The 26,118-nt window shown below is 69.7% G+C and carries 25 protein-coding genes; 18 read left to right on the top strand and 7 right to left on the bottom strand.

Features of this window, described 5'->3' with window-relative positions; translation table 11 throughout:
- Positions 1–4: 4 nt before the first annotated feature.
- Positions 5–1,303, bottom strand: coding sequence for an NAD(P)/FAD-dependent oxidoreductase (locus KME82_RS24000; protein ID WP_430538869.1), 1,299 nt, complete (start codon positions 1,301–1,303; stop codon positions 5–7).
- A gap of 339 nt (positions 1,304–1,642) precedes the next feature.
- Between KME82_RS24000 and KME82_RS23995 the strand changes: the two genes are divergently transcribed.
- From KME82_RS23995 to KME82_RS23965, 7 genes are all read left to right on the top strand, one after another.
- Positions 1,643–1,912, top strand: coding sequence for a phosphopantetheine-binding protein (locus tag KME82_RS23995; protein ID WP_215496256.1), 270 nt, complete (start codon positions 1,643–1,645; stop codon positions 1,910–1,912).
- Between the two features lie 221 nt (positions 1,913–2,133).
- Positions 2,134–2,841 carry a ketosynthase gene (locus KME82_RS23990; protein ID WP_252255512.1) on the top strand — a complete coding sequence of 236 codons (708 nt, stop codon included), beginning with the start codon at positions 2,134–2,136 and terminating at the stop codon, positions 2,839–2,841.
- Between the two features lie 216 nt (positions 2,842–3,057).
- Entirely contained in the window at positions 3,058–3,378 is a 321-nt protein-coding gene (locus KME82_RS23985; RefSeq protein ID WP_215496255.1) for a hypothetical protein, read from the top strand.
- A complete protein-coding gene (locus KME82_RS23980) occupies positions 3,375–4,355 on the top strand; it encodes an acyltransferase (protein ID WP_215496254.1) in 981 nt (326 codons plus the stop codon). Before KME82_RS23985 ends, KME82_RS23980 begins: the two co-directional genes overlap by 4 nt.
- The gene (locus KME82_RS23975; protein ID WP_286673226.1) at positions 4,315–5,004 is read left to right on the top strand and encodes a LolA-related protein; all 690 of its coding nucleotides are present in this window, start codon (positions 4,315–4,317) and stop codon (positions 5,002–5,004) included. The genes KME82_RS23980 and KME82_RS23975 overlap by 41 nt, the downstream gene beginning before the upstream one ends.
- Positions 5,004–7,370, top strand: a complete 2,367-nt coding sequence (locus KME82_RS23970) for an MMPL family transporter (protein ID WP_215496253.1) — start codon at positions 5,004–5,006, stop codon at positions 7,368–7,370. The genes KME82_RS23975 and KME82_RS23970 overlap by 1 nt, the downstream gene beginning before the upstream one ends.
- Complete coding sequence (locus KME82_RS23965) at positions 7,357–7,788, top strand: phosphotransferase (RefSeq protein WP_215496252.1); 432 nt, start codon at positions 7,357–7,359, stop codon at positions 7,786–7,788. The genes KME82_RS23970 and KME82_RS23965 overlap by 14 nt, the downstream gene beginning before the upstream one ends.
- A gap of 260 nt (positions 7,789–8,048) precedes the next feature.
- On the opposite strand, the gene KME82_RS23960 is transcribed toward KME82_RS23965, so the two are convergent.
- Positions 8,049–8,315 (bottom strand): hypothetical protein, encoded by a 267-nt coding sequence (locus tag KME82_RS23960; protein WP_215496251.1) that lies wholly within the window; start codon positions 8,313–8,315, stop codon positions 8,049–8,051.
- A 106-nt stretch (positions 8,316–8,421) separates the two neighbouring features.
- Here KME82_RS23960 and KME82_RS23955 point away from each other — a divergent pair, with 106 nt between their 5' ends.
- From KME82_RS23955 to KME82_RS23940, 4 genes are all read left to right on the top strand, one after another.
- Positions 8,422–8,928: a hypothetical protein gene (locus KME82_RS23955; protein ID WP_215496250.1), complete on the top strand. Its 507-nt coding sequence runs from the start codon at positions 8,422–8,424 to the stop codon at positions 8,926–8,928.
- Positions 8,929–9,057: 129 nt separating this feature from the next.
- Complete coding sequence (fabG, locus tag KME82_RS23950; RefSeq protein ID WP_215496249.1) at positions 9,058–9,798, top strand: 3-oxoacyl-ACP reductase FabG; 741 nt, start codon at positions 9,058–9,060, stop codon at positions 9,796–9,798.
- 224 nt (positions 9,799–10,022) lie between these two features.
- Positions 10,023–10,661 (top strand): hypothetical protein, encoded by a 639-nt coding sequence (locus tag KME82_RS23945; RefSeq protein ID WP_215496248.1) that lies wholly within the window; start codon positions 10,023–10,025, stop codon positions 10,659–10,661.
- Between the two features lie 337 nt (positions 10,662–10,998).
- Entirely contained in the window at positions 10,999–11,496 is a 498-nt protein-coding gene (locus KME82_RS23940) for a DUF4156 domain-containing protein (protein WP_215496247.1), read from the top strand.
- Positions 11,497–11,913: 417 nt separating this feature from the next.
- Here the strand turns inward: KME82_RS23940 and KME82_RS23935 are convergent, their stop codons facing one another.
- From KME82_RS23935 to KME82_RS23925, 3 genes are read right to left on the bottom strand one after another with little or no spacing between them, the layout of a single operon-like run.
- The gene (locus tag KME82_RS23935) at positions 11,914–12,798 is read right to left on the bottom strand and encodes a glycosyltransferase family 2 protein (protein WP_215496246.1); all 885 of its coding nucleotides are present in this window, start codon (positions 12,796–12,798) and stop codon (positions 11,914–11,916) included.
- Complete coding sequence (locus tag KME82_RS23930) at positions 12,791–13,579, bottom strand: beta-ketoacyl synthase chain length factor (RefSeq protein ID WP_215499189.1); 789 nt, start codon at positions 13,577–13,579, stop codon at positions 12,791–12,793. Before KME82_RS23930 ends, KME82_RS23935 begins: the two co-directional genes overlap by 8 nt.
- Positions 13,580–13,602: 23 nt before the next feature.
- The gene (locus KME82_RS23925; protein WP_215499188.1) at positions 13,603–14,808 is read right to left on the bottom strand and encodes a beta-ketoacyl-[acyl-carrier-protein] synthase family protein; all 1,206 of its coding nucleotides are present in this window, start codon (positions 14,806–14,808) and stop codon (positions 13,603–13,605) included.
- Positions 14,809–15,090: 282 nt separating this feature from the next.
- On the opposite strand from KME82_RS23925, the gene KME82_RS23920 reads away from it, so the two are divergent.
- The 6 genes from KME82_RS23920 (at position 15,091) to KME82_RS23895 (ending at position 21,607) form a co-directional block, all read left to right on the top strand.
- The gene (locus tag KME82_RS23920; protein WP_215496245.1) at positions 15,091–15,774 is read left to right on the top strand and encodes a YdcF family protein; all 684 of its coding nucleotides are present in this window, start codon (positions 15,091–15,093) and stop codon (positions 15,772–15,774) included.
- Between the two features lie 398 nt (positions 15,775–16,172).
- Complete coding sequence (locus tag KME82_RS23915) at positions 16,173–16,325, top strand: hypothetical protein (protein ID WP_215496244.1); 153 nt, start codon at positions 16,173–16,175, stop codon at positions 16,323–16,325.
- A gap of 34 nt (positions 16,326–16,359) precedes the next feature.
- The gene (locus KME82_RS23910; protein WP_215496243.1) at positions 16,360–16,509 is read left to right on the top strand and encodes a hypothetical protein; all 150 of its coding nucleotides are present in this window, start codon (positions 16,360–16,362) and stop codon (positions 16,507–16,509) included.
- A gap of 120 nt (positions 16,510–16,629) precedes the next feature.
- Positions 16,630–19,095, top strand: a complete 2,466-nt coding sequence (locus KME82_RS23905; protein WP_215496242.1) for a DUF6624 domain-containing protein — start codon at positions 16,630–16,632, stop codon at positions 19,093–19,095.
- Complete coding sequence (locus KME82_RS23900) at positions 19,092–20,288, top strand: hypothetical protein (RefSeq protein ID WP_215496241.1); 1,197 nt, start codon at positions 19,092–19,094, stop codon at positions 20,286–20,288. Before KME82_RS23905 ends, KME82_RS23900 begins: the two co-directional genes overlap by 4 nt.
- Positions 20,285–21,607, top strand: a complete 1,323-nt coding sequence (locus tag KME82_RS23895) for a cupin domain-containing protein (RefSeq protein WP_215496240.1) — start codon at positions 20,285–20,287, stop codon at positions 21,605–21,607. Before KME82_RS23900 ends, KME82_RS23895 begins: the two co-directional genes overlap by 4 nt.
- 163 nt (positions 21,608–21,770) lie before the next feature.
- Here KME82_RS23895 and KME82_RS23890 read toward each other — a convergent pair whose 3' ends face one another.
- The gene (locus KME82_RS23890) at positions 21,771–22,481 is read right to left on the bottom strand and encodes a helix-turn-helix domain-containing protein (protein ID WP_215496239.1); all 711 of its coding nucleotides are present in this window, start codon (positions 22,479–22,481) and stop codon (positions 21,771–21,773) included.
- A gap of 620 nt (positions 22,482–23,101) precedes the next feature.
- The gene (locus tag KME82_RS23885) at positions 23,102–24,049 is read right to left on the bottom strand and encodes a hypothetical protein (RefSeq protein WP_215496238.1); all 948 of its coding nucleotides are present in this window, start codon (positions 24,047–24,049) and stop codon (positions 23,102–23,104) included.
- On the opposite strand from KME82_RS23885, the gene KME82_RS23880 reads away from it, so the two are divergent.
- Entirely contained in the window at positions 24,048–26,012 is a 1,965-nt protein-coding gene (locus KME82_RS23880; RefSeq protein WP_215496237.1) for a serine hydrolase domain-containing protein, read from the top strand. The two genes, KME82_RS23885 and KME82_RS23880, sit on opposite strands and share 2 nt — an antisense overlap.
- Positions 26,013–26,118: the final 106 nt, after the last annotated feature.

Raw genomic sequence — 26,118 nt, 5'->3', positions numbered from 1 at the left:
GCGCTCACGGATTGCCCTGCTGCAGCGTGTCGCCGCGGAATTCCACGCCGACCTGGCGCTTGCGCCGCAACCAGCCGCGCAAGGCCTGCGGCGCCATGCGCACGGCGGTCATCGCATAGATGAAACGGAACAGGCGCAGGCGCCGCAGCACCGCCTTGTTGTCGAATACGTCGCCAGCCAACATCGAGATCACCGCCTGTTCCACCTGCCAGAAATTGCGCGGCGCATTGAACAGTTCGCGCATCACCGGGGTGGTGAAGCGGTAGATGAACCACTGGAAATGCTTGAGCCCGCGCTTGAGTCGCACCACCATGCCGCGTTGCAGTTCGGCCTCGCGCGCCGGTTCGCGCAGCGCGCCGTCAACCACCGAAGCGGCCTGCTCGCCGCTGTTCATGCCCAGGTACACGCCGGAGGAAAACACCGGATCGACGAAGGCATACGCATCGCCGACCATCACCCAGCCCGGCCCGGTCATCTGCGAACAGGTGTAGGAATAATTGCCGGTGACATGCACCTCGCCGCAGCGCTGCGCGCCCTGCATGCGCCTGGCCACCGACGGTTCCGATTCCAGCGTCTTCATCAAGAACGCCTCGGTCTCGCCGCGGCGCTGCTTGAGGTATTCGGGGAAACACACCGCGCCCACGCTCATCACATCGCCCTGCAACGGGATCAGCCACATCCAGCCATGCGCGAAACGCTGCACGGTGATGTTGCCGGCGTCCTCGCCGTCGCGGCGTTGCACGCCGGTGAAGTGGCTGAAGATCGCCGCCGACTGGTGCAGGGTGTTCTTCTGCTTGAGCTTGAGCTGCGAGCCGATGAAGGTGTCGCGGCCGCTGCCGTCGACCAGGTAGCGCGTGCGCACGCGCAGCTCGCGACCCTCGTGGTCGCGCGCGACCGCCGCGACCGGGCGGCCTTGTTCGTTGAACTCGACCTTCTCGACCTTGACCCGTTCGCGCGCGTCCACGCCGTTGGCCTGGCTGTGGCGGAACAGCAGCTCGTCGAACTGTTCGCGCTTGACCTGGAAGGCGTAGCCGAACTGCGGATTGAGCGCGCGTTCGAAGCGGAAGGTGTTGTAGCGCTCGGCGTCGATCGGGAATTCGGCGCCGGGCTTGTGGGTGCCGATCGCGCGCACCTGTTCGAGCACGCCCAGGCGCTCGAGGATCGCCAGGTTCATCGGCAGCAGCGATTCGCCGATGTGGAAGCGCGGGTGGCTGCCCTTTTCCAGCAGCAGCACCTTCCAGCCCTTGCGCGCGAGCAGAGTCGCGGCGGTGGTGCCGGCGGGACCGCCGCCGACGACCAGCACGTCGACGTCGAGCGGGTCGACCTCGGGCCGGCCGGTGTCCGATGGCGGATTGGGAACGTTCGATGGGGCGGTGCCGACGGGCGCGGCGGCCGTCCCGGGCACGCGAGCAGATGAGTTCATGCGCAAATGATAGCCTGCGGCTCCGCTGGACTGTGCGCAGGTCAGGTCAAGACGCAGGGCCGCAGATTTATCGCCGAAAATGCGCAAGCGGTTGAAATTGCTGGCGAATGGGGCGGCTGGGCGGGTCGGCCCCGCGGCCCGCGCGCTGTGACCGGTTGCACGCTGCGCCGCGATGAAGGATCGTGGCGCCCCTCGCTTACGCCGTTACCGGATCGCACGATGTCTGAACAAAGTCCCGCCGAACGCGAACTGGCGCAGCTGCTGGTTGAGAGTCTGAATCTTGAAGACGTGGCGCCGGAGCAGATCGATCCGGACGCGGCGCTGTTCAACGACGGCCTGGGCCTGGATTCGATCGACGCGCTGGAACTCGCGCTGGCGATCACCAAGCGCTACGGCTTCCAGTTGCGCTCCGACAGCGACGAGAACCGCCGCATCTTCGCCTCGCTGCGCGCGCTGTCGGGTCACATCGAACAGCACCGCGCGGCCTGAGCCGTCGTCGCGCGCCGACACCGGCGGCGCTTCGATTCGGCCCGGTTCGGCGCAACCGACGCAGTCGGCAGGTTCGGCGTGACGCGGCCTGCTCCGGCCGGTCACGGTACGGCCCCGCATCGCGCATCCATGCCGTTCGGCCGGCGCATCCGGCGCGCGCCGCCGCTATCGTGGCTCGCCATGCACGCCCCGCCCACACGCCCCGCCGGACCTTCGATCCCGTGAACGATTCATCGTCCAGCCTCAGCGGACCGGCGCGACTGCTGCTCGCGATCGCCTATCCGTTGCTCGCGCACTGGGCCAGCCACGAAGGCAGCGGCGTGCTGGCCGCGTTGGCCCTGGCCGACCTGGTGGTGTTCGTCACCATCGACGGCCTGCTCGGACTGCGCCCGGCGCCGTGGATCGCGACCGTGTTGCTGCTCGGCGCGCTCGCCGCGATCGCGCCGACGCCGTACGCACAGATGCTGCTGCTGACCCCGCCGGTGCTGTTCAACGGCTGGCTGGCGTGGTGGTTCGGGCGCAGCCTGCGCGCGCCGCGCGAAGGCCTGATCACCCGCATCGTCGCCGCCCTGCACGGCTGCGCGCCGCGCGAACTGGCGCCCGACCTGTACCGCTACACCCGTCGCCTGACCCTGCTGTGGGCCTGCGTGCTGGCCGGGCTGGGCCTGGTCAATGGCGCGTTGGCGATGATCGCGGTGCCCGATGGAGTGCTGGCGCAACTGGGCTACACACCGGCGCTGGCGATCACCCAGGAGCAGTGGTCGTGGTTCGCCAACATCCTCAATTACGGCGTGGTCGGCGGCATGTTCGCCGGCGAGTACCTGGTCCGCCGGCGGCTGTTCAAGGATCGGCCGGAGAAGGGATTCTTCGATTTCCTGCGCAAGATGGCGCAGCTGGGGCCGGGGTTCTGGAAAGAGCTGTTTTCCTGATGAATCCTTCTCCCGCTTGCGGGAGAAGGTGGCCCGCAGGGCCGGATGAGGGCACCGGTGGCGGAGTAAGTCTGCGAACCGCCGCAAGCCCCTCGCCCCAACCCTCTCCCGCACGCGGGAGAGGGAGTTGACGGGGAAACCGCCATTTTCGTCACGTTTCCCAGGCGCCTGCTTTATCCTTCGGCTTCACCGTCCGCGCCGTAGTCTGTCCGCATCATGCCGTTTGCCCTCGCCGCCGATCATCCCTGCCTGCCGGGCCACTTTCCGGGCCGCCCGCTGGTGCCCGGCGTGGTGCTGCTCGATCGGGTGATCGAAGCGGTCGAAGCGCTGCACGGGCCGCTGAGCGGTCTGCGCCTGCCGCAGGTGAAGTTCCTGCGGCCGTTGCTGCCGGAGCAGTCTGCGCAGATCGAACTGGACACCCTCGGCGCGGCGCGCTGGCGGTTTCGCGTGCTGCATTCGGGCGAGCTGCTGGCCAGCGGCGAGATCGTCGCCGAGCCGCCGCCCGCTCCCGCCGTCGCCACGGACGAACCGGCATGAGCGCGTCGCACTGGAAGCAACGTCCCGAAGGTGGCAGCCGTTTCGCGTTTCACCTGATCCGCTTCATCGCCAGCAACGGTGGCCGCTCGATCGCGCGGCTCACGCTGTACCCGATCGTCGCCTACTTCCTGATCGTGCGCGGTCCCGAACGCCGCGCCTCGCGCGCGTACCTGGCGCGCGTGCTCGATCGCCCGCCGACCTTGTTCGACGTCGCCCGCCATATCCACACCTTCGCCGCGACCATCCTCGACCGGCTGTACATGCTCAGTCGCGGCATGGACCGCTTCGACGTCAGCATCAGCGGCCTGGAACCGATCGACCGCCAGCTCGACCGCGGCCAGGGCATGCTGCTGTTCGGCTCGCACCTGGGCAGCTTCGAAGCGCTGCGCGTGCTCGCGCGGCAACGGCCGGACCTCAAGGTGCGGGTGGTGCTCGATCGCGCCCACAACCCGCAGCTCACCCAGTTGCTCGATGCGATGGACCCGGAAATCGCGCGCAACGTCATCGACGCCGGCCAGGACGGGCCGTCGATCGTGTTCGCGATCAAGCAGGCCACCGACGAAGGCGCGCTGGTCGCGCTGCTGGTCGACCGCGCCGCGCCCGGCGAGCCGTCGACCAGCGCCTCGTTCCTTGGCGCGAGCGCGCAGTTTCCGACCGCGCCGTGGCTGATCGCGGCGGCGCTGAAACTGCCGGTGGTGCTGGCGTTCGGCCTGTATCGCGGCGGCTCGCATTACGACCTGGTGTTCGAAACGTTCAGCGAGGGTGTGGCGATCGAACGGCATAACCGTCCGGCGATCCTCGCCGCGCTGGTCCAGCGCTACGCCGAGCGCCTGCAGGCCCAAGCCCGCAGCGCGCCTTACAACTGGTTCAACTTCTACGATTTCTGGCATGCCGATGACCCTCAACAAGCCCTGCCTGACGCTGGCGTTGGCGCTGATGTCCAGCGTCGGGTCGCTGCACGCCGCTCCGGTTACTGAGGCCGCGCTCGCGCAAGCCTCGGCGGCGGCGTCCGCGCCGGCGGCCGATGCGCCGGCCGATCCCGCGGTGATCCTGCCGCGCCTGGCCCAACCGATTCCGGCGCGCACCGATTTCGTCGAAGTGCGCGGCTCGGCCTTGCTCAAGGCGCCGCTGCGCGTGTCCGGCGAATACCGCCGGCCCGACGCCTCGACCCTGGTGCGCGAAGTGCGCGCGCCCTATGCCGAGACCACGACCATCCGCACCGGCGCGCAGCCGGGGCAGGGCGAGGTCAGCATCGCCCGCGCCGGCAAACCGGCGAAAAAATTCTCGTTGTCGCGCGCGCCCGAACTGGTCGCGTTGCAGGCCAGTTTCGGCGCGCTGCTCGGCGGCGATCGTGCCGCGCTCGAACAGCATTACCGCCTGAGCGCGCAAGGTACCCGTCGGCAGTGGACGATCGCGATGACGCCGAAAGATCCCAAGGTCGCCGCGCGCATCCGCGAGATCGTGCTGCTCGGCCGCGACGATGAACTGCGCTGCATCGAAACCCTGCCGGCCCGCGGCAACGAACAACAGCGCACCTTGCTCAGCAGCGCCGCGCGCGCCGCCGCCGGCATCGACGATGCGAGCCAGCTCGCCGCGTTGTGCCGCGGCCACGGCGCCGTGCGTTGATGACGCCCGCGCGTCGGATCGGGTTCGCCCTGCTGTGGCTGGCGGTGCTCGCGCTCGCCGGCTGGGCGATCGGCAGCCAGCTCAAACTCAGTGGCGACCTGCGCCGGTTCATGCCGAGCGCGCAGACGCCCGCGCAGAAACTGCTGATCGACGAACTCGGCGAAGGCCCGGGTTCGCGCCTGCTGCTGATCGCGCTCGAAGGCGACGATCCGGCCGCGCTGGCCGCGCAATCCTCGGCGATGCGCGAGCGCCTGAGCGCGCAGCCGCAGTTCAAGCTGGTCGCCAACGGCGCCGGGTTCGGCCTGGAATCGGTGCCCGAGCGGCTGCGTCCCTACCGCTATCTGCTGTCGCCGACGTTCGATGGTCAGCCGCTGGACGCGGCCTATCTGCGCGATCAGCTCGACACCCGTGTGCAGGACCTGGGCTCGCCGGCCGGCGAATTGATCGAGCCGTTGCTGGCCAGCGATCCGACCCTGGAAATGCTGCGCCTGGCCGAAGCCTGGCAACCGGCGCAGGCGCCGCAGACGCTCGATGGCGTGTGGTTCGATCGCGCCGGCAAGCAGGCCTTGCTGGCGGTGGAAACGCGCGCGGCCGGGTTCGATCCGACCGGCCAGCAAAGCGCGATCGACGCCATCCGCGGCGCGTTCGAACAGGCGCGCGGCGCCAGCAATTCGCGTCTGACCATCAGCGGGCCGGGCGCGTTCTCGGTCGAGATCGGCGGCCGCACCCAGCGCGAAGCCAGCCTGATCGGCAGCATCGACAGCCTGGTGTTCATCGCCTTGCTGTGGCTCGCGTACCGCAGCTGGAAAGCGCCGCTGATCGGCGGCCTGCCGCTGGCGACCGCGGGCCTGGCCGGACTGGGCGCGGTCGCGGCGATCTTCGACGGCGTGCACGGCATCACCGTCGCCTTCGGTTTCACCTTGATCGGCGTGGTCCAGGATTATCCGATCCACTTGTTCAGTCATCAGCGGCCCGGGCTGTCGCCGTGGGCCAGCGCGCGCAGTCTGTGGCCGACGCTCGGCACCGGCGTGGCCTCGACCTGCATCGCCTATCTGACCTTCTTCGTGTCCGGCGTCGACGGCTTGCAGCAGCTCGCGGTGTTCACCATCGTCGGCCTCGCCACTGCCGCGCTGGCGACGCGCTTCGTGCTGCCGGCGCTGATCGATCCGGCGCCGCGCGATGTCGCCACCTCGGCGCGGCTGGCGCGGGTGTGGAGCGCGCTCGCGCGCTGGCCGCGCCTGGGCGTGGCCAGCGTGTCCTTGATCGCGGCGCTGGCATTGGCGGTGATCCTGTTCGTGCCGGGCGCGTTCTGGCAGAACGATCTGGCCAAGCTGACCCCGGTGCCGGACGCGGCGTTGGCGCGCGACGCGCAATTGCGCGGCGAACTCGGCGCGCCGGACGTGCGCTACATCATCGCCATCGAAGGCCGCGACGCCGAGGCCGCGTTGCAGGCATCCGAAGCGTTGTTGCCGGAACTGCCGCTGCTGCGCCAGCGCGGCGCGATCGCCGGCTACGATCTGGCCGCGCGTTACCTGCCGAGCGTCAAGACCCAGCGCGAACGCCAGCGCCTGTTGCCCGATGCGGCGACCCTGCGCGCCGCGCTCGACAGCGCGGTCGCGGCGACCCCGTTCCGCAGCGACGCCTTCGCCGAGTTCCTCGATGATGTCGAACGCGCGCGACATGCGCCGCCGCTGACGCCGCGCGATCTGGCCGACACGCCGCTGGCGGTCAGCGTCGACGGTCTGCTGCTGCAACGCGGCGATCACGCCACCGCACTGGTGTCGTTGAGCGGTCTGCACGATCCGGGCGCGGTGGCGCAGGTCGTGCGCAAGCACGGCGGTCAGTTGCTCGATCTCAAGCAGGCGTCGGAGTCGCTGGTCGCCGAATACCGCGGCCGGGTGTTGCTGGCCTTGGGCCTGGCCGGCGTACTGCTCGCCGCCGCGGTGTGGATCGCGCTGCGTTCGCCGCGACGGGTGCTGCGCGTGCTCGCGCCGATGGCGTTGACCACCTTGCTGATTCTCGCCGTGCTGCGCGGCCTGGGCGTGGAACTGAATCTGTTCCATCTGGTCTCGCTGATCCTCGCCGCCGGCCTGGGCCTGGATTACGCCCTGTTCTTCGACCACGCCGGCGACGACCGCGCCGAACAGCTGCGCACCTTGCACGCGGTGATCGTGTGCAGCCTGACGACGCTGCTGGTGTTCGCACTGCTCGGCCTGTCCTCGATCCCGGTGCTGCGCGCGATCGGCGCCACCGTCGCGTTGGGCGTGGCGTTCAATTTCGTGCTTGCGTTGCTGATCGTGCGCGAGCCGACTGCGATGCTCGGTGCCGACGACCCCGATGCGGAGGCCGGCGGTGCACACGCGTGAGGCGATTGCCGCGCTGATTCCGCATCAGGGCCTGATGTGCCTGTGGGAAGAAGTGGTCGACTGGGACGACGAGCGCATCGTGCTGCGCAGCCATGGCCATCGCGACCCGGTGCATCCGTTGCGGCATTCGCAGCGTCTGCATGCGGTGCACCTGTGCGAATACGGCGCGCAGACCATGGCCGTGCATGGCGGCCTGCTGGCCGCGCGCGACGGCGTGGCGATCCGTCCCGGCGTGCTGGTCGCGTTGCGCGGCGTGCAGTTGCAGGTCGCACGCATCGACGATTTGCCGGGCGCGCTCGAAGGCGTCGCGCGCAAGCTGATCGATACCGGCGAGAGTTGGCAGTACGAATTCGAGATCCGCCATGCCGGCGATCTGATCGCCCAGGGGCGCGCGGCGGTGATGGCGCGGCCGGATTGATCCGCCAGCGCGATCGCGCCGCTTGAAATCTTTTGTAGGAGGGGCTTGAGCCCCGACCTTTCGGCTCAGATCGCTGCGCTGCTCAACACAAGCACAAGCGGCCTTGAGGCCCGGCGATCTGAAACAAGAGCATCGGGGCTGAAGCCCCTCCCACAAAAGACTTCGTGCCTGCGAATGATGTTCGTATTGATGCATGAGGCCATCGCGCTCAGAGCCCATGGTGTACGGCAGAGCGAAACCAGGGCGCTGGCTCAAACCGATCAGTCGTCTTGAGTGCGTGCTGCATGCCGAGGAGCGGCATCGTTTGGGCCGCAGGTCTGTTCGAGTGCCTGGAAAAGAGCGGGAGCCAAGCTTTCTTGATGCGCATCGAGTGAGGATGCCAGTCCGTCCGCCTGCAATCCGATTTCCTTGGCCGCCGCCAGTGTCAGCTCGTACCGGGTCCGTATCGCTCGTAATGCCGCGATGGGGTCGCCGGTTTCGGCTTCGATCCGAAGATACAGCGCGTGCGGGGTTTCGTCCTGGTGCATGACGGCGTGTCTGTCCAATCCAGGCCGCATGATTTCACACCCGCGCCTGCGACGCGTTCCTCCCGACATACACGCTTCTGCCGCGTGCTCGCCGAGGACTGGTTCCATGCCCATGCAGTTCCATTTCACAGACCTGAGCCTGCATCACGACGAAGTGCAGGTCGGCCATCGCTTCACCCTGCGGGTCGGGCTCAGCCAGCGCCGCGGTGCGCAGTTGGCCTGGTTCGAGCGCAACGATCGCCACGACAACCGCGATATCCCGCAGGACACCTGGGTCGACATGCACCGTTTGTTCGCCACGGATCTGCCGGTGTTCCAGTCGTGGCTGGACACCACGGTCGATAACGGCCGCACCGAACTCGAATTCCCCGCCTTGTCGTGCATGCCGCTGCAGCCGTACGCGCGACGCACGCTGGAATGGTGCGTGGTGGTGGTCGACGGCGAAGACGAACACGGCGACGACGACAGCCGCGAATGGGCGATGTGGCGCGGCGTGCAGGAGCTGGCCTGCGACGGCGAGGGCCGGGTGATCACGCATACGCTCACCCCGGCCCAGCCGCTGCACGGACGCAGCGATCAGCCACCGCATCCGGACGACCGTCCGCAGTACTGATCGGCGCGCGTCGGACGCTCGCCCCCCCGGCGATCGTCGCGCACCGTCCGCGGCGGGTCCCCGCTCCGCGCCGCTTCCGTCGCGGCGGCGGGACGGGGACAATCGGCTACCGTCCACGGAGCCGTCCGCATGCCCGAGCCTGTCAATTCCGCGCGCCGCGCCCTGGTCACCGGCGGCAGCGGCGATCTGGGCAGCGCGATCTGCGTGCGCCTGGCCGCCGACGGCTGGCGGGTGATCGTCCATGCCAACGGCCATCTGGAGCGCGCGCAGGCGGTCGTCGCGCAGATACGCGACGGCGGCGGCGAGGCCGAAGCGATCGCTTTCGATGTCGCCGACGGCGAGGCCGCGCGCGCGGCGATCGAAGGCCTGCTCGCAGCCGGCCCGATCCAGGGCGTGATCAACAACGCCGGCATCCACGACGACGCACCGATGGCCGGAATGAGCGATGCGCAGTGGAAGCGGGTCATCGACGTATCGCTGCACGGCTTCTTCCACGTCACCCAGCCGTTGCTGCTGCCGATGGCGCGCACGCGCTGGGGCCGCATCGTCAGCGTCTCGTCGGTGGCGGCGGTGCTGGGCAATCGCGGCCAGACCAATTACGCCGCGGCCAAGGCCGGCCTGCACGGCGCCAGCAAATCGCTGGCCCGCGAAATGGCCAGCCGCGGCATCACCGTCAACGTGGTCGCGCCCGGGGTCATCGAAGGACGCATGGCCGCGCAGGCGTTTCCGCCCGAAGTCATCAAGCAGATGGTGCCGGCCGGCCGCGCCGGCCGCGTCGAGGAAGTCGCGGCGCTGGTGAGTTTTCTGTGCGGCGAACAGGCCGGTTACATCAACGGCCAGGTGATCGGAATCAACGGCGCGATGGGCTGAGAACACGCCGTCGGCGCACGGGATACGCAGAAGACGGCCGACGACGTGATCGAGTGGCACACGATGCCGCCGCTCGGCCGACCCGGATTTGTGCGGGCCGGGCCATGCCCGCATAGTATTCGTCGCGGCGACCGATGGGGATCGGCCGCCGCTTCATCGAAACGACAACATCGGCGAGGCGCATGCGGCTGCGTGCGACTTCGTCGTATTCACAGGGGGTGGGTATGCAATCGGTAAAGAAGATCGGCCTGGCGGTATGTCTGGCGTGGGCGATGTCCGCGCCGCTGGCGGCGTATGCGGACGGCGAACTGGTCGAGTACGTCGAGGCGCGCAACGAAACCAATCCGCCGCCGTCGGTGCCGCTCAAGCGCTTCGATCGTTTCGAGATCGCGCCGCTGGGCATGGACGCGCCGTATGCCGGGCAGCGCGGCAACGAACTCGCGCGCGAGCGCCTGCAGGCCAATCTCGATCTGCGGGTGCCGCCGATTCTCAAGGCCTGGAACGAGTCGGCCGGTTCGGCCGAGGCGCCGCGCACCTTGAAGATCGAGCCGGTGGTGCGGCATATCCGCTACATCAGCGGCGGCAAGCGTTTCTTCGGCGGCGTGCTCGCGGGCGACTCGGCGATCCTGGTCACGGTCAAGATGTCCGACGCGGCCAGCGGCGAGGTGATCGCCGAGCCGGAGTTCTATCAGCACGCCAATGCCTGGGGCGCGGCCTATTCCTTCGGCGGCACCGACAAGGCGATGAACATCCGCATCAGCGAAATGGTCGCGACCTATCTGACCGACAACCGCGATCAGGCGGTCGGTGGGCGCACCGGCAAGAATGAGAAAAAGCACAAGGACGAGCGCAGCAAGTCCTGAGGGGCGTGCGCGCTATCGGGGCGTTTGCGTACGCGTTCATCGCGCGAGGGCGGACGGCTCTTCGCGTCGTGCCGGCGCAGCGAGTCCTCGGTGGCGTGTGCGGTGCCGGGCAGACGCGGTTCGCGTTTGCCCGATCGCGCCCCAGCCTGGTCGGGATTCGCTTGCGTAGGCGTGCGGCGCGCGGGGATGGGCGACTGTTCGCGCCGCGTCGGTGAGGTTCGGCTGGATCGACGTCCGCTCACCTGTATGAGCCCGCGTGGAATACCCGGCCGCCGGGTTGTGTTACCCGATCGCGTGTGGGCGTAGCATGGGGTGGTCCGGGGATTGGAGCCGTATCATGCTTAGATCATTGATTCTCATCGCATTTATCTCCCTGCTGGCGGCCTGCGCCAGTTCCCACGTGCTGACCGGGCAACCGCGTCCGCCGGTGCCGGTGGAGCAGGTGCGGGTGTATTTCGCCCCGCCGCCGAGCCGATACGAGGAAATCGCCCTGTTGCAGAGCAACAGCGGCGCGTTCACCTACGGCGAGCAGAACAAGATGAATTCGGTGCTCGACAAGCTGCGTGTCGAAGCGGCCAAGCTCGGCGCCAACGGGGTGTTGTTCCAGGGCACCGAAGACGGCAGCGGCGGCACCGGCGTGAGCCTGGGCGCGGGCGGCGGCAGCTACGGCGGCGGCCGTCATTTCAGCGGCGGCGGTGTCGGCATCAGCATCAGCCCGCGGCAGAAGTTCGCGCGCGGCACCGCGATCTATGTGCTCAATCCCCCGCCGATGAGCGACCGCGGCCCGCAGGGGCCGGTGGCGCCGGTTCCGCCGCCGGTTCCGCCGCGCGAGTGAGGCCGAGCGGTTGGCTCAGGCAAAGGTAGGGCAGGGCGGCGCAGACAGTGCAGGCGGAGCGGTAAGCGCAAAGCGCAAAGCAGTAAGAGCGAAGCAGCAGGAGCGAAGCAACTCGAACAAGATTGCGCAGAACTTCGTTCCGCACGCGCGACATGACGTGCATGAGCCATACGATGTCGATAGTCGCGCAGTTGCTTTTGCTTTTGCCCACTTTACAAAAAGGGGGCGGCATCCGCGCAGCGGATGCGGGGGATTTGAGCTTTTGCTTTTCGCTTTGAAGCAAGGGTAAAAGCGAATCCCCTTGCCCCCTTTTTACGAAGGGGGAACAGCTCAGGGGCGTGGCGATCTAAGGCTGCGACGTGTTTCATGCAGCGCGAGTTCGCAACGCAGCGGACGCATCGCTGCAGCCCAACCCACTCACCGCGTATTCGCGTGAACCTTATCGCCCATCGCGGCGAACTCGCCGGTCGGATCGTCGATCAGCGGCGGGTTGGCGCGGATGCTGCGGTACACGTCGGGGACGCCGCCGCGGCGCAGGCACTGCAGCACGATGTGCGAGGTGATGCGGCTGAAATCGCGCAGCGGCTTGAAGTGGCTGGCGCGGAATTGTTCGTCGGAGGCTTCGCTGTTGTAGCGCGATTCGATCGGCACCGACACGCAGCGCGTGCCCAGTTGCTGCGCGGCCGACATCAGGATCTGCGCTTCGAACACGAAGTCCTCGCCGGGCACGTCGCGCAGCGCGATCACTTCGGCCGGGTACAGGCGCTGGCCGCTCTGGCTGTCGGCGACCTGATAGCCGGTGCCCCAGGCCACGCCCCAATCGCCGAAGTTGTTGGCCAGCCGGCGATAGGTCGGCTGCGCCGCGCGTTTGCGCAGGCGCGCGCCGATCACGATATGGCCCGGATGGCGGTTGCCGCTGTCGATCAGCCGCGGGATGTCGTCGGCCGAATGCTGGCCATCGCCGTCCATGGTGATCACCGCCAGGAACCCGCGCCGCTGCGCTTCGGCGAAGCCGTCGCGCAGGCTCGCGCCCTTGCCCTGGCGTTGCGCGTGGCGCAGCACGGTGACCGGCAGGTCGGCGATGCGTTCGCCGGTGCCGTCGTCGGACCCGTCGTCGATCACGATCACGTTCGCGCATTGCGCCAGCGCGCCTTCGACCACCTCGCGGATGCGCAAGGCCTCGTTGAGGGCGGGAATCACAACGGCGATGTTGCTGCGGTCCAGTCGCGCGGGGCGAACACGCTCCGGCGCCGTGGCCGGCGAGGCACGGTCGCGTCCTGGCGACGAGGCGAGATCAGTCATGGGCCAATTCCACCTGCAAAATGCGGCCGGCGCCTGCCGGCAGCGCGAGGCGATCATGGCGCGTGGCGAGGGCTTCGAACAAGGGCAGCATCGCCGCGCTGGCGTTGCCGGTTTCGCGAGCGGACAGCTTGCCGTCGGCGGCGCTGGCCTCGCCGTCGCCGAGCCAGGCGCGCAGCCGCGGGCCCGCGGCCGAACCGCGCCGGTCCGGCCGCGCCAGCACCAGCGCCGCGCCGAGCAGGCCGCGGCTGGCGGCGACCTGCGCCAGCGGCCCGGTCGCGGCGCCGTCGTAGCCCACCAGCAACACCGCCTCGTCGCCGGCGGCGAGCTGCGCCAGCGCCTCGATCAGGCCCTGGGCGAAGCTGGCCTCCAGCGCGCTGAGCGCGGTCGCCGGACGCATCGCGCCGGCGCCGATGGTCCAGTAGCCGGCGGCGGCGTTGTGCACCGAATTGTGGAAACGCGTCGGCGAGATCGTGCGCGGTTCGCGGGCCAAGGTGCTGCACATGTAGTCGGTGATCGCCATGTCGCCGTGGCTGGAGGCGAACACCGACGGCAACGCGGCCGGATCGCGGCCGGCGGCCTGGCAGGCGGCCAGCGCGACATCGAGCGCGACCGCCACCGTTTCCGGCGCGCGCCGGCGTTCGTTGGCGGCGAGCAGCAGCGGCGACGGCCGCGACGGCGCGTCGGCGACATCCGCGCCGCCCAGCGCATAGGCGCGCGCGGCGTCCCACGAGGGCAGGCCGCCGCTCCAATAGCCGATGCCTTCGACCACCGCGCTCAACACGGCCGCAGGCTGACGGGAAACACTCATGCGCGCGCGAACACCAGCGAGCAGTTGTTGCCGCCGAAGCCGAAGGAATTGTTCATGGCGTAGTCGATGTCCACCTCGGCGTTGTCGAAGCGGATCTGCGGGCCGTTGGCCGGATCGGGCACGCGGCTGTTGAGGATGCCGGGCAGATGCCCGTGTTGCAGCGCGAGCAGCGCGATCGCCGATTCGACGATGCCGGCGGCGCCGAGCGTGTGTCCGGTCCAGCCCTTGGTCGAACTGGCGTGCAGCGTGGGCGGAAACAGCGACGCCACCGCGAACGCTTCGATCTGGTCGTTGGCCGGGGTCGCGGTGCCGTGCAGGTTCAGATAGCCGACGCGCTCGGCGCCGATGCCGGCGCGCGCCAGCGCATCGACCATCGCCAGCCGCGCGCCGAGGCCTTCGGGGTGCGGCGAGGACATGTGGTGGGCGTCGCTGGATTCGCCGTAGCCGCGCAATTGCAGCGAGCCGGGCGCCTCGTCGGCGTCGCAGCGTTCGAGCACGGCGAACCCGCCGGCCTCGCCGAGCGACAGGCCGACGCGGTGCGCATCGAACGGCAGGCACGGCTCGCTCGACACCAGTTGCAGCGAGTTGAAACCGAACACCACGCTGCCGCACAGCGTATCGACGCCGCCGACCAGGGCCGCGTCGGCCAGGCCGGCCTGGATCAACCGCGCGGCCTGGGCGAACACCTTGGCGCTGGACGAACAGGCGGTGGCGACGGTCACGCATGGGCCGTTCAAACCGGTGGCGGCGGCGACGAAGGCGCCCAGCGAGTGCGGGGTATGCAGCAGCGGACGGCTCAGGTCGGCGGGGAAATGCCGATCCTCGCCCTCCAGCCGCGCGTAGGCTTCCTCGGTCGCGCCGATGCTCGAGGTCGAGGTGCCGACGATCACCGCGACCCGGTCGGCGCCGTGGCGCGCGACCGCGGCGGCGATCGCCTCGGGCAGGCCGTCGGGTTGCAGGCTCAGCCAGGCCAGACGGTTGTTGCGGCATTCCCACGAGGCCAGATGCGCGGGCAACGGTGCCTCTTCGACGCCTTCGACCCGGCCGATCCAGCAATCCAGTGGCGCCTCGCCCGGCGCCAGCGGTGCGAAATCGTTGCGGCGCAGGCCGCTGCGACGCTCGCGCAGGGCGCGGGCCTGGGCATCGAGGCCGCGGCCCAGGGCGGTGGTCGCGGTGTAGGCGCGGATCGCCAGCGGCGGCATCGGTGAGACGTTGGATGGCACTCGGTATGTGTCGTTGCAGGCGGTGAGGCCGGAAGTATAGCCAAGCGGCGGCAGCGGCCGGCCGTGATGGCGGCGCGTATCATGAAGGGACGCGGGCTCGTTCATCGTCGCCGCCGACAGGTGGCGAGGTTTCGATTCGCATCGGCCCGGGGCGAGCGCCTCATCGCAAACGCGGCCGACCGTCCCCATCTTCGCAGCGGCCCGGCGCGATTCGCCGGATCGGTCCATCCTCACCCGTCTTCCGCATCGATCCCAACCGCCGTGACCACCCGCACCGCCCACCGCATCGCATTGTTCGGCGATCGCGACATCCTGCATGTCGCGGTGGTGACCGGCGCGGTGTGCGTGCTCAGCGCCGGGCTGGTCTATGTCGGTTATTTCCTGCACGTGCTGCGGGTCGCGCGCAGCGCGCCGTGCCGGCCCGAACGCGGCGAGTGCGTGCTGCTGTTCGGCAAACACGCGCCGGGCGGGCGCATCGATCGCGATTTCGAAGCCCGCCTGGACCGCACCGTGTCGCTGTGGCGCGAGCGTCCGCCGCACAGCGTGGTGCTGCTCGGCGGCGGCCCGGCCGGCGAACCGAGCGAAGCCGAACTCGCGCGCCGCGGCCTGGTCGCGCGCGGCCTGGGCGACGACGCACCGCTGCGGCTGGAGCAGGATTCGCGCGACACCCTGCAGAACCTGCGCAACGCCCGGATCGTGCTCGGCGACGGCATGCGCTCGCGGGTGACCTTGCTCAGCAGTCGCTATCACCTCGCGCGCTGCGCCTGGTTCGCGCGTCATCTGGGTTACGACTGGGAACTGTGCGCGGCCGAACCGCGCCTGGAACTGGGGCCGCGCATGCTGCTGCGGCTGGCCGGCGAAGCGGCCTACGTGTGCATGAGCGACATCGGCGCGCGCTGGGCGAAACTGACCGGCAACCGGCGCATGCTGTCGCGCTTGAAGTGACGGTGGCCGGCGCGAGTCGCGCCGATCCTGACGGGATGAACGGTTAAGACTGGCGCGATGTGGCGCTTGCGATCGGTCGCTGTGCGTGGTTGTTGCAAACGCACAATCCGCCTCGCCGCCGGGCCATGGTGTGACCGCGCTGATCGTGCTGTTTTTGCTGGGGTTTTTGCAGATTCAGGTGCGCGGCGGATCGTTTGCCTGCGTTCACAAGCATGTCGGCGCGTGAGAACCGGCTCACGAATTAGACAGATAAAAACAGTCGCCGCGGACGGTTCGGCTAGAGTCGGTCCGCCTTGCGGCGATCGCGCTGCTGCGTGATTCATCACCGTCGGGCACATCGTTCGCGGCCGCGCCGCCGGCGCTCCGCGCAGACAACGAGCCGTCTCAGGAGAGTTCACATGAAGCAGATCGCCACCACCGCAAAGGCCGCTTCGGCGTCCAAGCCGTCGGCCGCCAAGTTGCAGCTCACGCCCGCGCAGTTCGAGAAGAAGGCCCCGCAACAGGGTCAGTACGCGCCGCGCAGCTGCAGCCGTTTCATCTACTGCGTCTGATCCGCGAATCGCCACCGCTTACGGAGAACGCCACATGAAAATGAAGAAAGCCTCGACCGCGCCCAAGCCGCTGCCGGCCAAGCGCAAGGCCAGCGCCTTGCAGATCGGCGAAATGCAGACCAAGTCGCCGAGCGCGGCGAACTTCCGCGCCCGCACCTGCGTGCGCGTGTATTGCCTGCTCTGAGCCGGCCACGGCTTTGACTCACCCGCATCGCGGCCGGCCCGACGCCGGCCGCGATGCGTTCGTCGTCCTCGCGCGCCGCGCGCGTGGACGCCCCGCACATGGACGTCGCCGCGGAGTGCGATGAGCGATTTGTCGATTCAACTTCCGGCCCGGGCCGCGCGCGATGCCGCCCAGGCAGCGCCCGAGGCCTCGGCGGTGCTGCGCCGCTGGCTGGGCGCATCGGCCGCAGGCGGCGAGGCGTGGTGGTGGCCGCCGCGGGTACGCATCGACGACGACGGCCTGCTGCAGCCGGCCGGCGCATGGAAAGGGCCGCGCGATGCGGCGCGTATCGGCGCGGCCTTGCGCGATCCGCGCCTGCGGCGCTGGGGCGAATTTCTCGACCTTCTCGATCGCGACTGCACGGCCTTGGCGCGGCGTCATGCCGCGACGGTCGCCGCGGCCGCGTTGTCGCTCGACAACGGCGCGCTGCACGCGCTGGCGGTGCGCGATGCCTTGCTGATCTGCCTGGCCGGACGCCGGGTGCCGTCGCGATTGCGCGAACTGGGCGAACGCCATCGCGACTTCCTGCGCCTGTTCCTGCACCGGCTCGCGCGCGACAGCCGCGGCGGCGTGCTTGCGAGCCACGGCTACCACGGCCGCGTCCAGGCGCTGTGGGCCAATCCCGAAGAAACCCACAACGGCCGCCAGAGCGTGCTGCGATTGCAGTTCGAACGCGGCGGCGCGCTGGCCTACAAGCCGCGCCCGGCCGACAGCGAGATCGCGTTTCTCGCCGACCACGATGCCGGCGGCCTGTTCGCGCGGCTCAACCGGCTGGCGCCGGCGTCGGGCGCGATTCGCCTGCCGACGTTGCGCGTGTTCCATGGACGCGGCGGCGATCGCGCGGCCTACCTGTGGCAGGAATGGATCGAACCGCCGCGTCGCTATCGCCGTTGGCCGGCCGCGCACGGGCGCGTGCAGGCGACGGTGTTGCCGGCGCGGCAGGCGCGAGGGTTCTGGCATCGCGCCGGTTCCTTGACGGCGGCGTGCTTCGGCTTCGGTCTGGTCGATCTCGGCCCGGGCAATGTGCTGTGCGGCGAACGCGACGGCGAGACGATGCTGATCCCGGTGGATCTGGAAGTGTGTCTGTTCCCGGCGCGGCGCCTGGAGGACACCGGCCTGGTCACCGGCGAGCGCGATCACGGCCGCTATCCGGCCGGCCTGGAGCGCGCGCTGGCCGGCGAAGTCGACGGCCCGGTCGTGGCGTTCTTCGGCGATGCCGACGGCGTGCAGCGACTGCATGCAACGCAGCGTCCGTGGCGGCGCGAGCATGCGCGCAGCCTGGTCGTGGATCGCGAAGGCCGCGCGGGGTACGGCGCGTATACGCTGGAATTCCTGCGCGGCATGTTCGATCTGTGGATGCTGGTGCATCTGCATCGCGACGAGGTGATGCGCGATCTGCGCCGCGTCGTGCGCGGCCGCTACACCCGCGTGCTGGTGCGCGCGACCGCCGACTACGCCGCGGCGCGCGATCCGTTCGGCCTGGCTTCTGGCGATGCGCCACCGCCGGTGTCGACCGAGCCGAGACGCGCCTTCAGCGCCAGCGAACGCGCGCAACTGCGACGCGGCGACGTGCCGTACTTCTTTCGCCGCATCCGGGCCGATGCGCCGCTGCTGGCGCTCGCGCCGCCGCCGCAGGTCTGGAACCCGCAGCGGGTCGGCGCACAGCCGCGCGCCGCCGACGAAATCAATCCGTCGCCGGCGTTGTTGGCCGGCGAGAGTTGGGATCTGCTGCAACTCGGCGTCGCGCTGCGCGACGCGGTTGCCTACGTGCTGCCCGAGTTGAGCGCGCACGCCGGGTTGCTGGGCGAACTCGACGACCCGCGCCTGGGCGTGCGTCTGCAATGGCAGGGCGCGCAGGACGGCGAGGTCGCATTCGATTGGCCGGGCGAAGACCGGCGGTTGGTGTATCGATGGGCCGGCGAGACGGTCGGGCTGCGGATCGAGGCGATCTCCGATCCGCCCACGCGCGCCGATGACAGCGCGCTCGATGATGCCGATGCGATCGGCGAACGCCTGTTGCGCATCGATCGCCTCGATGCGGTATTGCGCACGCCGTGGACCGACAGCGGTTTCACCGATGCCGCATTGGAAACGCAATTGCACAGGCAGGTGCAAGCGGCGATGGTCTGGCTGCGCGAGGTGGTCGATCGCCATGGCTGGCCGGGTCGCAGCCTGGTCGGCGCAGACGCGGCGGCGGCCGCGTGCCGATTGCTGCAGCACGCCGACGGGCCGCGCGAGTTCCAGGATCGATGCCTGGCGTTGATCGCGCAGGCCGCGCGCGACGGCGAGATGAGTCTGCGCGATCTGGCCTACCTGACCGATGCGCTGCGCGTGCAGCGCGGGCGCAGGCAATGCTTCGGCACCAAGTTCCGGCGCCGCGGTTCGGCCTTGGTGCCGTGCCCGATCGAACGGCCGGCGCAGGTCGATGCGCGCCGCCGCGAGATGGGCCTGGAACCCTTGGCCGAGTACGCCGAACGCATTCGCGCGACGTTCGCTGCGGATCCGGCCGTGTCGCAGCGCGCCGTGCCGGAGCGCGCCGCGCCATGATCGACTGGTCTGCGTTGCTGCCGCATTGGGATCGACGCCCGTACTGCCTGCCGGGCATCGCGCACCGGCTCACGCCCGAGCGCGCGTTCGCCTTGATCGTGCGCGCGGCCGAACCGTTCCGCGCCGGAACCCGCTTCATGGCGCTGCCGGACGTGCGCTTTTATCTCGATGGCGGCTTGATGCGCGCGCCCGGCGATCTGTTGCCGGGCGAAGAAGATCGCGATGCGCCGGCTTACGTGCGGCGAGTACGCGAGCGTCTGCACGGCGCGCGTTTCCAGTTGCGGGTCAGCCAGCCGCTGTTCCTGGATCAATACTTGTGGTCGGCCACGCGCGATCTGCTCGCGGGTTTGTTCGCGGCGATCGGTTGCCCCGCGTTGCCGGTCGAAGCGGCGCTGTGGGTCGGCGATGCGCAGCCGCGGACGCTCGGCGCGCGCCTGGACCCGCGTCATGCCTGTTTGCGCCTGCCGTTGCTCGGCGCGAGCGAAGTGCGGCTGTGGCGCAGCCGTCCGCGGCCCGAGCGCGCACCGGATCAGATCCTGCGCGCGCAACCCGGCGAACTGCTGTGCTGGCCCGGACGCCGCTGGTACGAGGAAGCCGACGACGGCGCCACCCTCGGTCTGGCCCTGGCGATTCCGACCCACGCCGCCGACGCGATGATCGCGGCCAAGAACCTGCTCGCCGAACAGGTCGACGATGCGCTCGGCGAAGACGAACGCGTCGCGATGCTGGCGTTCCCGCCGCGCGCGGGCCGCCACCGCGTCGCCGCGCTCGCGCCGTTGACCCGAGTGGGCGCAGCGGCGAGCGCGGCGGTGGCCGGCGGCGGTCTGGAACGCGCGTTGCGATTGACCTGGGCCGCGCGCGCGAGCGCGTGGGCGCTGGAACCGGTGCCGGCACCGCGCGAGGAATCGAGCCTGCGCGAAGACGACTGCGTGCAACTCGACTCGCGCAGTCCGCTGCTGCGTCTGCGCGACGCAGAGGGCTGGGTGTGGGCGATCAACGGCCATGTGTTCGCCATGCCCGAGCATCCGCGCGCGCGGCAGTTGCTCGACGAGCTGCGCGCCGGGCGAATGCAACGCGTCGCCGACCTGTGCCGTTCGCACCGCCGCGGCCGCATCGATCGCGGCGCGCTCGATCTGTTGCAGCGTCTGTATGCGCTACGCGCGGTGCGGCGCAGCGGCGAGGAGGCGGCATGAACGCCGAATCGCACGCGTCCGGTCTCCCGGCACCCGATCTGAACGTCCGCGAATCGCTGGACTGGGCCGCCTTCGTGCGCGACGACTGGGATCGCCGTCCGGTGCTGTTCAAGGGCGTCGCCCACGGCCGACCGTTCGCGCTGGACGAAGTGTTCCGCAGCGCGATGGCCGCGACGCAACGCAGCCGCCGTCGCCTGCCCGGCGAACCCGACAACAGCCTGGTGACCCTGGATCGTCTGCAACAACTCGATCCGGCGCCGTGGATGCCGCGACGCGAAGACGCTTCGATGGCCGGGTATCGCGATCGCATGCTGGGCGCGCTCGGCGAGCGACGCTATGCATTGGTGATCAGCGCCTTCCACAGTTATCGCTTCGCCTTGTGGCGCAGCGAGCGCGAATTCTTCGCGCCGCTGTGGCGTCACGCCGGCCTGCCGATCACCGGCGCGATCACCACGCTGTTCCACGGCAATTACGAATCCACCCCGGTCGGCGTGCATCGCGATCGCTTCGCCACCTTCATGATCCCGGTCGAAGGCCGTAAGCGCATGCGCTTCTGGACCGCCAGGCCCTGGGCCGAAGCGGTGTCGACCTTGCCCGATTACCGCGGCCATCTGGCCGGTTCGTTCGCGGTCGAGGCCGAACCCGGCGACGTGCTGTATTGGCCGGCCGACTACTACCACGTCGGCGAAAGTATCGGCGGCGGCGTCACCACCAGCGTCAATCTCGGCGTGCCACGCACCGAGCACCGGCCGGTCTACGAACTGGAAGATCTGCTGGTCGATATCGGCCGGGCCGATGCCTTGATCGACCCGTCCGCGCAATTGCTGCGCGCGCTGATGCGCGACGACGTGCCGGTGAATGCGCGCGATGCGGTCGACGCCGACGGCCTGCTCAGCGACGAGTTACCGCTGGCCTTGGCGCAGGCCTGGCGCTTGACCGCGCAGCTCGCCGATCGGCAGGTGTTGGCGGCGCGGATCGGCGCGGTGTCGTTGCAGCGCTTGTCGGCCGGCGGTTTCGAACCGATGCCGCCGCGACGGCGCACGCGCGCTTTGACGCCGGCGCAGCGTGTCGCCCTGTCGCCCGGCGAGCGGGTGTTGCAGCGACGCGATCGCGACGGCTGGCAGTTCGCGATCAACGGCCATGGCCTGCGCGTGCAGGGCGATGCGGCGATCGAGCGCGCGCTGCTCGCGCGCTTGCACGAAGGCGATACGGCGCGGGTGAGCGAGCTGCGGCGCGGGACGGCAGCGCATCGCGGCGCCGTCGATGCCTTGCTGGCCTGGCTGGATCAATGCCATGGGTTGCGACGGCTGCGCGATTGAGCGCGCCGCGCTGGCAGCGTCATGTGAATGTCATTTTCCGGAATCGAAAACCGCGCGCCGTGATCGCTGCCTGCGCGTCTTGTGACCGCTATCGGCAATGGCGGCCTAACGACTCTTGCCGATCGCGCTGCATTGCGCCGGGTTTTGTGGCAGGCGTGGCGACTCAGGCCTCGTCGGTACGCGGTTTCTTCGCGCCGCGGCCGGCCGCCGGGCGCGCGGCCTCGACGCCGTTCTTGCGCAGCATCGCGTCGCGCAGGTGCGACTCGCCGCCCGAGCACACCGCGAGCACGCGGCACGGGCCGGGCGCGGCGGCGATGTAGGCATGGCCCATCGCGCTGTCGAAATAGATCGAGTCGCCGGCCTCCAGCCGCGCCGGCGCATACAGCTCGCTGTGCAGTTCGATCGTGCCCTCCAGCACCAGCGCGAACTCCTCGCCGGTGTGGCGGATCAGTTCGCCGAACTCTTCCAGCGAGCGCGCGTGGACCTCGGCGATGATCGGCACCAGCCGCTTGTTGAGCAGTTCCGAGGCCGGGTACAGGTGATCGTAGTGTTCGGTGCGGATCGCATAGCCCTCGCCGGCGCGGGTGATGCTGCGGCGTCCGCTGAAGGTGTCGCAGCCGACCGGCGACTGCGAAGAGAACAGCTCGCCGATATCGACCTCCAGCCCCTGGGCGATGCGGGTGAGCTTGTCGAAGCTCAGCGACATCTTGCCGTTCTCGATCTTGGACAGGGTCGAAATCGGCAGGCCGGTGCGCGCGCCGATCTCGGCCAGGGTCCAGCCGCGCTGACGGCGCAGCGCGCGCAGGGCCACGCCCGGGTTGTGGGCGGTGGTCGGCGCGGCGGAGGTGACGTGCTTGCTGCGCTTGGCGGGCATGGAGGCGGCCGAGAGGGGTCACGGCGACTCTAGGCGGCCGCCCCTGCCTTGCCAAGCGCGAGGCCTGGCGGAATGTTCATCTTGGGAAATACGTTTGGTGGTTTGGAAAGCGGCCGAAGGGTGGGGCGACAACGCAGGTCGATGCGCGGTTTTGCGACGCGGTCGACGATCGGCGGTGGTTTGGACGGCGGTGTGTGAGGCGAAGCGGGCGCGATGGCTGGGCCGGGGTTCGGCTTGATGAGGCGATGTGGATGGATCGATTCGCCGTTGGCCGAGCGTCGCTGTCGGGGCGCAGGCTGCCTGCCACGAAAGACTTCCTCGGCGTCGAAGCTGGTGGTCCAGCCCAGCCGTGCTGGCGCAGGACGCTCCGACCGCCCGCGAAAGCGACGAAGTCTTTTGTAGGAGGGAGCTTCAGCCCCGACGCTTTGCGCTCCGCTTGCGATGAACTCGATCCGTGCGGCAACCCGTTTCGACGGCCGCATGCAGTGGAATGCACCGCTCGCAGGACACCACACGGATGCCAGAAAACACCTTTACTGCGCTCCGTTGTGATTCCCATCGACCTGCTTCGCCACAGCATCGCCGTCACCTCGCCGAATGACGCGAATTCGCGCCCGAATTCAGCGATTTCCGCGCTTACACTCTGCGCGCCGACGCTCGGTCGGCATCGCCCGCGGCCGCGTCCTGGATGCGCTCGCGGGCGGCTCGGGGCGCAAGGTCGGGGGAACCATGAAGTCCAAAGGTTGGATGCGCGCCATCGGTGCGGCGGGTGTCGTGGGCGGGCTGTTGCTCGCGGCCGGATCGAGCGGGGCGCAGCAGGCGCCGCCGGCGACGCCGGCCGCGCCGGCCCGCGCCAGCGACATCCGGCCCGCGCCGGTCGCCCCCGCGGCGTCCGCATTCCCCGCCACCACCACCGCCGTGCCGCTGCGTCCGGCGCCCGCGCCGCCGGCCCCGCCGCCGATCAGCTCGCCGCCGAGCGAGCCGCTCAGGCCGCCGCCGCCGCAGGAGCGCGAATCGCCGGCCGCGGCGATCGCGCGCGCCGCGGCCACCCCGAGGGTCGCACCGCCCGCAGGTACGACGATCCCCGCAGCGTCCGGCCCCGCCGTGCCCAGCCGCATCGAGAGCACGCCGCGCCGGACCGCCGCGCCGCCGCGCACCGCGCCCGTTGCGCCGACGCCCGTACCCGCGAACGCCACCACCGCGACGGTCAAGCCAGCGATCGCCCCGTCGCCGCCCAAGCCTTCGAAACCATCGGCAGAAGCGCCCACGTCGGCCACCGGCACCGCGGCCCGCCCGCCTAAACCGGTTGCGTCCGCGAGTAGGCCGGGACCGGGCGAACCGCCGCCGAAACCCGCCGCGCCGAGCGCAGCGCCCGCCGGGTCGGTCGTGGCGAAACCGCCGACACCGGCCCCCATGCCGACAGCGACAGCGAATCTCCCGGCCGCGCGGCCCTCACCCGCGCCACCGCCGTTACCTTCGCCGCTATCGCCGGCACCGCAACCCGCCGCGCCCACCGTGGTCCTGACCGACACCGTCCCGACCGCGTCGCAAATCACCGCGAACGCCATGCACGCGTCCGACCCGGCGAGCATCGAAGCACTGCCGCCGCTGTCTCCCGACCCGAACCCGAATTCGAACGCCGCCAGCGCACCCGGCGCGATCCTGGTCGAAGCCGTCGGCGCCGCGCCGATTCCGCAACTGGGCGCCCTGGACCTGGAAGCCTATGCCGACGGCCTGGTGCCGCAGGCGATCGCGCGCGGCGGTCTGGCCGGCGCGGTCGTGGTCGTGGTCAAGGACGGCCAGGTGCTGCTGTCGAAGGGCTACGGCTATGCCGATGTCGAGCGGCGCAAGCCGATGGACCCGGCGCGCACGCTGCTGCGGCCGGGTTCGATCTCCAAGCTGTTCACCTGGACCGCGGTGATGCAACTGGTCGAGCGCGGCAAGCTCGACCTGGACGCGGACGTCAACACCTACCTGGATTTCAGGATCCGCGACTACTACGGCCAGCCGATCACCCTGCGCCATCTGATGACCCACCGCGCCGGCTTCGAGGAGTCGAGCAAGCACCTGTTCGCCGCCGACCCCTCGCGCCTGCTCAAGCTCGGCGATTACCTCAAGGCCGTGCAGCCGCAGCGCATCTACGCGCCCGGCACGGTGCCGGCGTATTCGAACTACGGCGCGGCCCTGGCCGGTTACATCGTCGAGCGCGTCGCCGGGCAACCGTTCGACGATTACGTCGAAGAGCATCTGTTCGAACCGTTGCGCATGCGCCGTTCGAGTTTCCGTCAGCCCTTGCCGAAGGGATTGGTCGGCGACATGGCGCAAAGCTACGTCGCCGCCGGCGCCGCGCCGGTGCCGTTCGAACTGGTCAATCCCGCGCCGGCCGGCAGCCTGTCGAGCACCGGCGAGGACATGGCGCATTTCATGCTGGCCCAGCTCGACCAGGGCCGTTACGGCGGTGACGCGATCCTGCAGCCGCATACGCTGCAATCGATGCAGGCGAGCGCATCGCGGCCGATCCCGGGCCTGGACGCGATGACGCTGGGGTTTTTTCGACGCGACAGCCGCGGCCCGGTGGTGATCGGCCATGGCGGCGCGACCGAAGCGTTCCAGAGCAGCCTGATGCTGTTGCCGGCGCATCGGCTCGGCATCTTCGTATCCGCCGACGGCCCGGCCCGCGCCGGCCGCGCGCTGCATCGCGACCTGGTCGAAGGCCTGATCCAGCGCTATTACCCCAGCCCGATCGCTGACACGCCGACCTTGCCGACCGCGCATCTGCACGGCGAACAATTGCGCGGGCGTTACGAAAACAGCCGCGGCTCGGCCAGCAATTTCCTGGTGATGGCGCGTTTGTTCGGCAGCGCGACGGTGGTCCTCAACGACGACGACACGATCGGGGTGTCGTCGCTGCGGACCCGCGATGGCCGGATCAAGCGCTGGCGCGAGATCGAGCCGTATGTGTGGCGCGAAGTCGACGGCGACAGCCGGCTCGCGGCGAAGATGAGCGGCACCGAGGTGGTTGCGATCAGCAGCGACGACGTGCCGGCGGCGATGTGGCTGCAGCCGGTGCCGGGCTGGCGTTCGCCCGGCTGGATGCTGCCGTTGCTGTTCGCGACGCTGGGCGTGCAGGCGCTCGCGCTGTGCCTGTGGCCGATCGCCGCGATCGTGCGTTACCAGACCCAGCGTCGTCTGCGTCTGGACGGCCGCGAGCGCGATCTGCGCCTGCTGACGCTGTTCGGCCTCGTCTCGAACCTGTTGCTGGCGACGCTGTGGTGGTGGGTGCTCGCGCGCGCCGACGCGTCGGTGCGGGCGCTCGATGGCGGTCTGGACGGCTGGATTCGTCTGGCCCAGTTGCTCGGATTGTTGAGCGTGCCGATCGCGATCGTCGCCTGCCTCAACGGGCGCGCCGCGTGGCGCGGGCCGATGCAGCGCCTGCGCCGGGTGTGTGCGGGGGCGATGGCGGTGGCCTGCTTGGCGATGGTGTGGTTTGTGTTCGCGTTGAAGACGATGAGTTGGGCGTTGGTGTATTGAGGCGTGCGCCGAATCGCGTGCAGGCCGCATGGAGGCCGCGGATTTCGCGGCCCTTCTGTCGGTGCGGTGTTGTTGCGGTGTGTTTGAAGCAGGCGATTTCGTTGTC

It is taken from the genome of Lysobacter capsici (assembly GCF_018732085.1).
In the GTDB taxonomy this organism is placed as follows: domain Bacteria; phylum Pseudomonadota; class Gammaproteobacteria; order Xanthomonadales; family Xanthomonadaceae; genus Lysobacter; species Lysobacter capsici_A.
The sequence above is the reverse complement of the archived record's forward strand: the minus strand, read 5'-3'. Positions and strand labels throughout refer to the sequence as shown.

Coding starts and splice junctions, on each gene's coding strand:
- KME82_RS23995 (WP_215496256.1), top strand. CDS start 1,643: ATGTCTGAACAAAGTCCCGCCGAACGCGAACTGGCGCAGCTGCTGGTT.
- KME82_RS23985 (WP_215496255.1), top strand. CDS start 3,058: ATGCCGTTTGCCCTCGCCGCCGATCATCCCTGCCTGCCGGGCCACTTT.
- KME82_RS23980 (WP_215496254.1), top strand. CDS start 3,375: ATGAGCGCGTCGCACTGGAAGCAACGTCCCGAAGGTGGCAGCCGTTTC.
- KME82_RS23975 (WP_286673226.1), top strand. CDS start 4,315: ATGTCCAGCGTCGGGTCGCTGCACGCCGCTCCGGTTACTGAGGCCGCG.
- KME82_RS23970 (WP_215496253.1), top strand. CDS start 5,004: ATGACGCCCGCGCGTCGGATCGGGTTCGCCCTGCTGTGGCTGGCGGTG.
- KME82_RS23960 (WP_215496251.1), bottom strand. CDS start 8,315: ATGCACCAGGACGAAACCCCGCACGCGCTGTATCTTCGGATCGAAGCC.
- KME82_RS23955 (WP_215496250.1), top strand. CDS start 8,422: ATGCCCATGCAGTTCCATTTCACAGACCTGAGCCTGCATCACGACGAA.
- fabG (WP_215496249.1), top strand. CDS start 9,058: ATGCCCGAGCCTGTCAATTCCGCGCGCCGCGCCCTGGTCACCGGCGGC.
- KME82_RS23945 (WP_215496248.1), top strand. CDS start 10,023: ATGCAATCGGTAAAGAAGATCGGCCTGGCGGTATGTCTGGCGTGGGCG.
- KME82_RS23940 (WP_215496247.1), top strand. CDS start 10,999: ATGCTTAGATCATTGATTCTCATCGCATTTATCTCCCTGCTGGCGGCC.
- KME82_RS23935 (WP_215496246.1), bottom strand. CDS start 12,798: ATGACTGATCTCGCCTCGTCGCCAGGACGCGACCGTGCCTCGCCGGCC.
- KME82_RS23925 (WP_215499188.1), bottom strand. CDS start 14,808: ATGCCGCCGCTGGCGATCCGCGCCTACACCGCGACCACCGCCCTGGGC.
- KME82_RS23915 (WP_215496244.1), top strand. CDS start 16,173: ATGAAGCAGATCGCCACCACCGCAAAGGCCGCTTCGGCGTCCAAGCCG.
- KME82_RS23910 (WP_215496243.1), top strand. CDS start 16,360: ATGAAAATGAAGAAAGCCTCGACCGCGCCCAAGCCGCTGCCGGCCAAG.
- KME82_RS23905 (WP_215496242.1), top strand. CDS start 16,630: ATGAGCGATTTGTCGATTCAACTTCCGGCCCGGGCCGCGCGCGATGCC.
- KME82_RS23900 (WP_215496241.1), top strand. CDS start 19,092: ATGATCGACTGGTCTGCGTTGCTGCCGCATTGGGATCGACGCCCGTAC.
- KME82_RS23895 (WP_215496240.1), top strand. CDS start 20,285: ATGAACGCCGAATCGCACGCGTCCGGTCTCCCGGCACCCGATCTGAAC.
- KME82_RS23890 (WP_215496239.1), bottom strand. CDS start 22,481: ATGCCCGCCAAGCGCAGCAAGCACGTCACCTCCGCCGCGCCGACCACC.
- KME82_RS23880 (WP_215496237.1), top strand. CDS start 24,048: ATGCACGCGTCCGACCCGGCGAGCATCGAAGCACTGCCGCCGCTGTCT.
- KME82_RS23885 (WP_215496238.1), bottom strand. CDS start 24,049: ATGGCGTTCGCGGTGATTTGCGACGCGGTCGGGACGGTGTCGGTCAGG.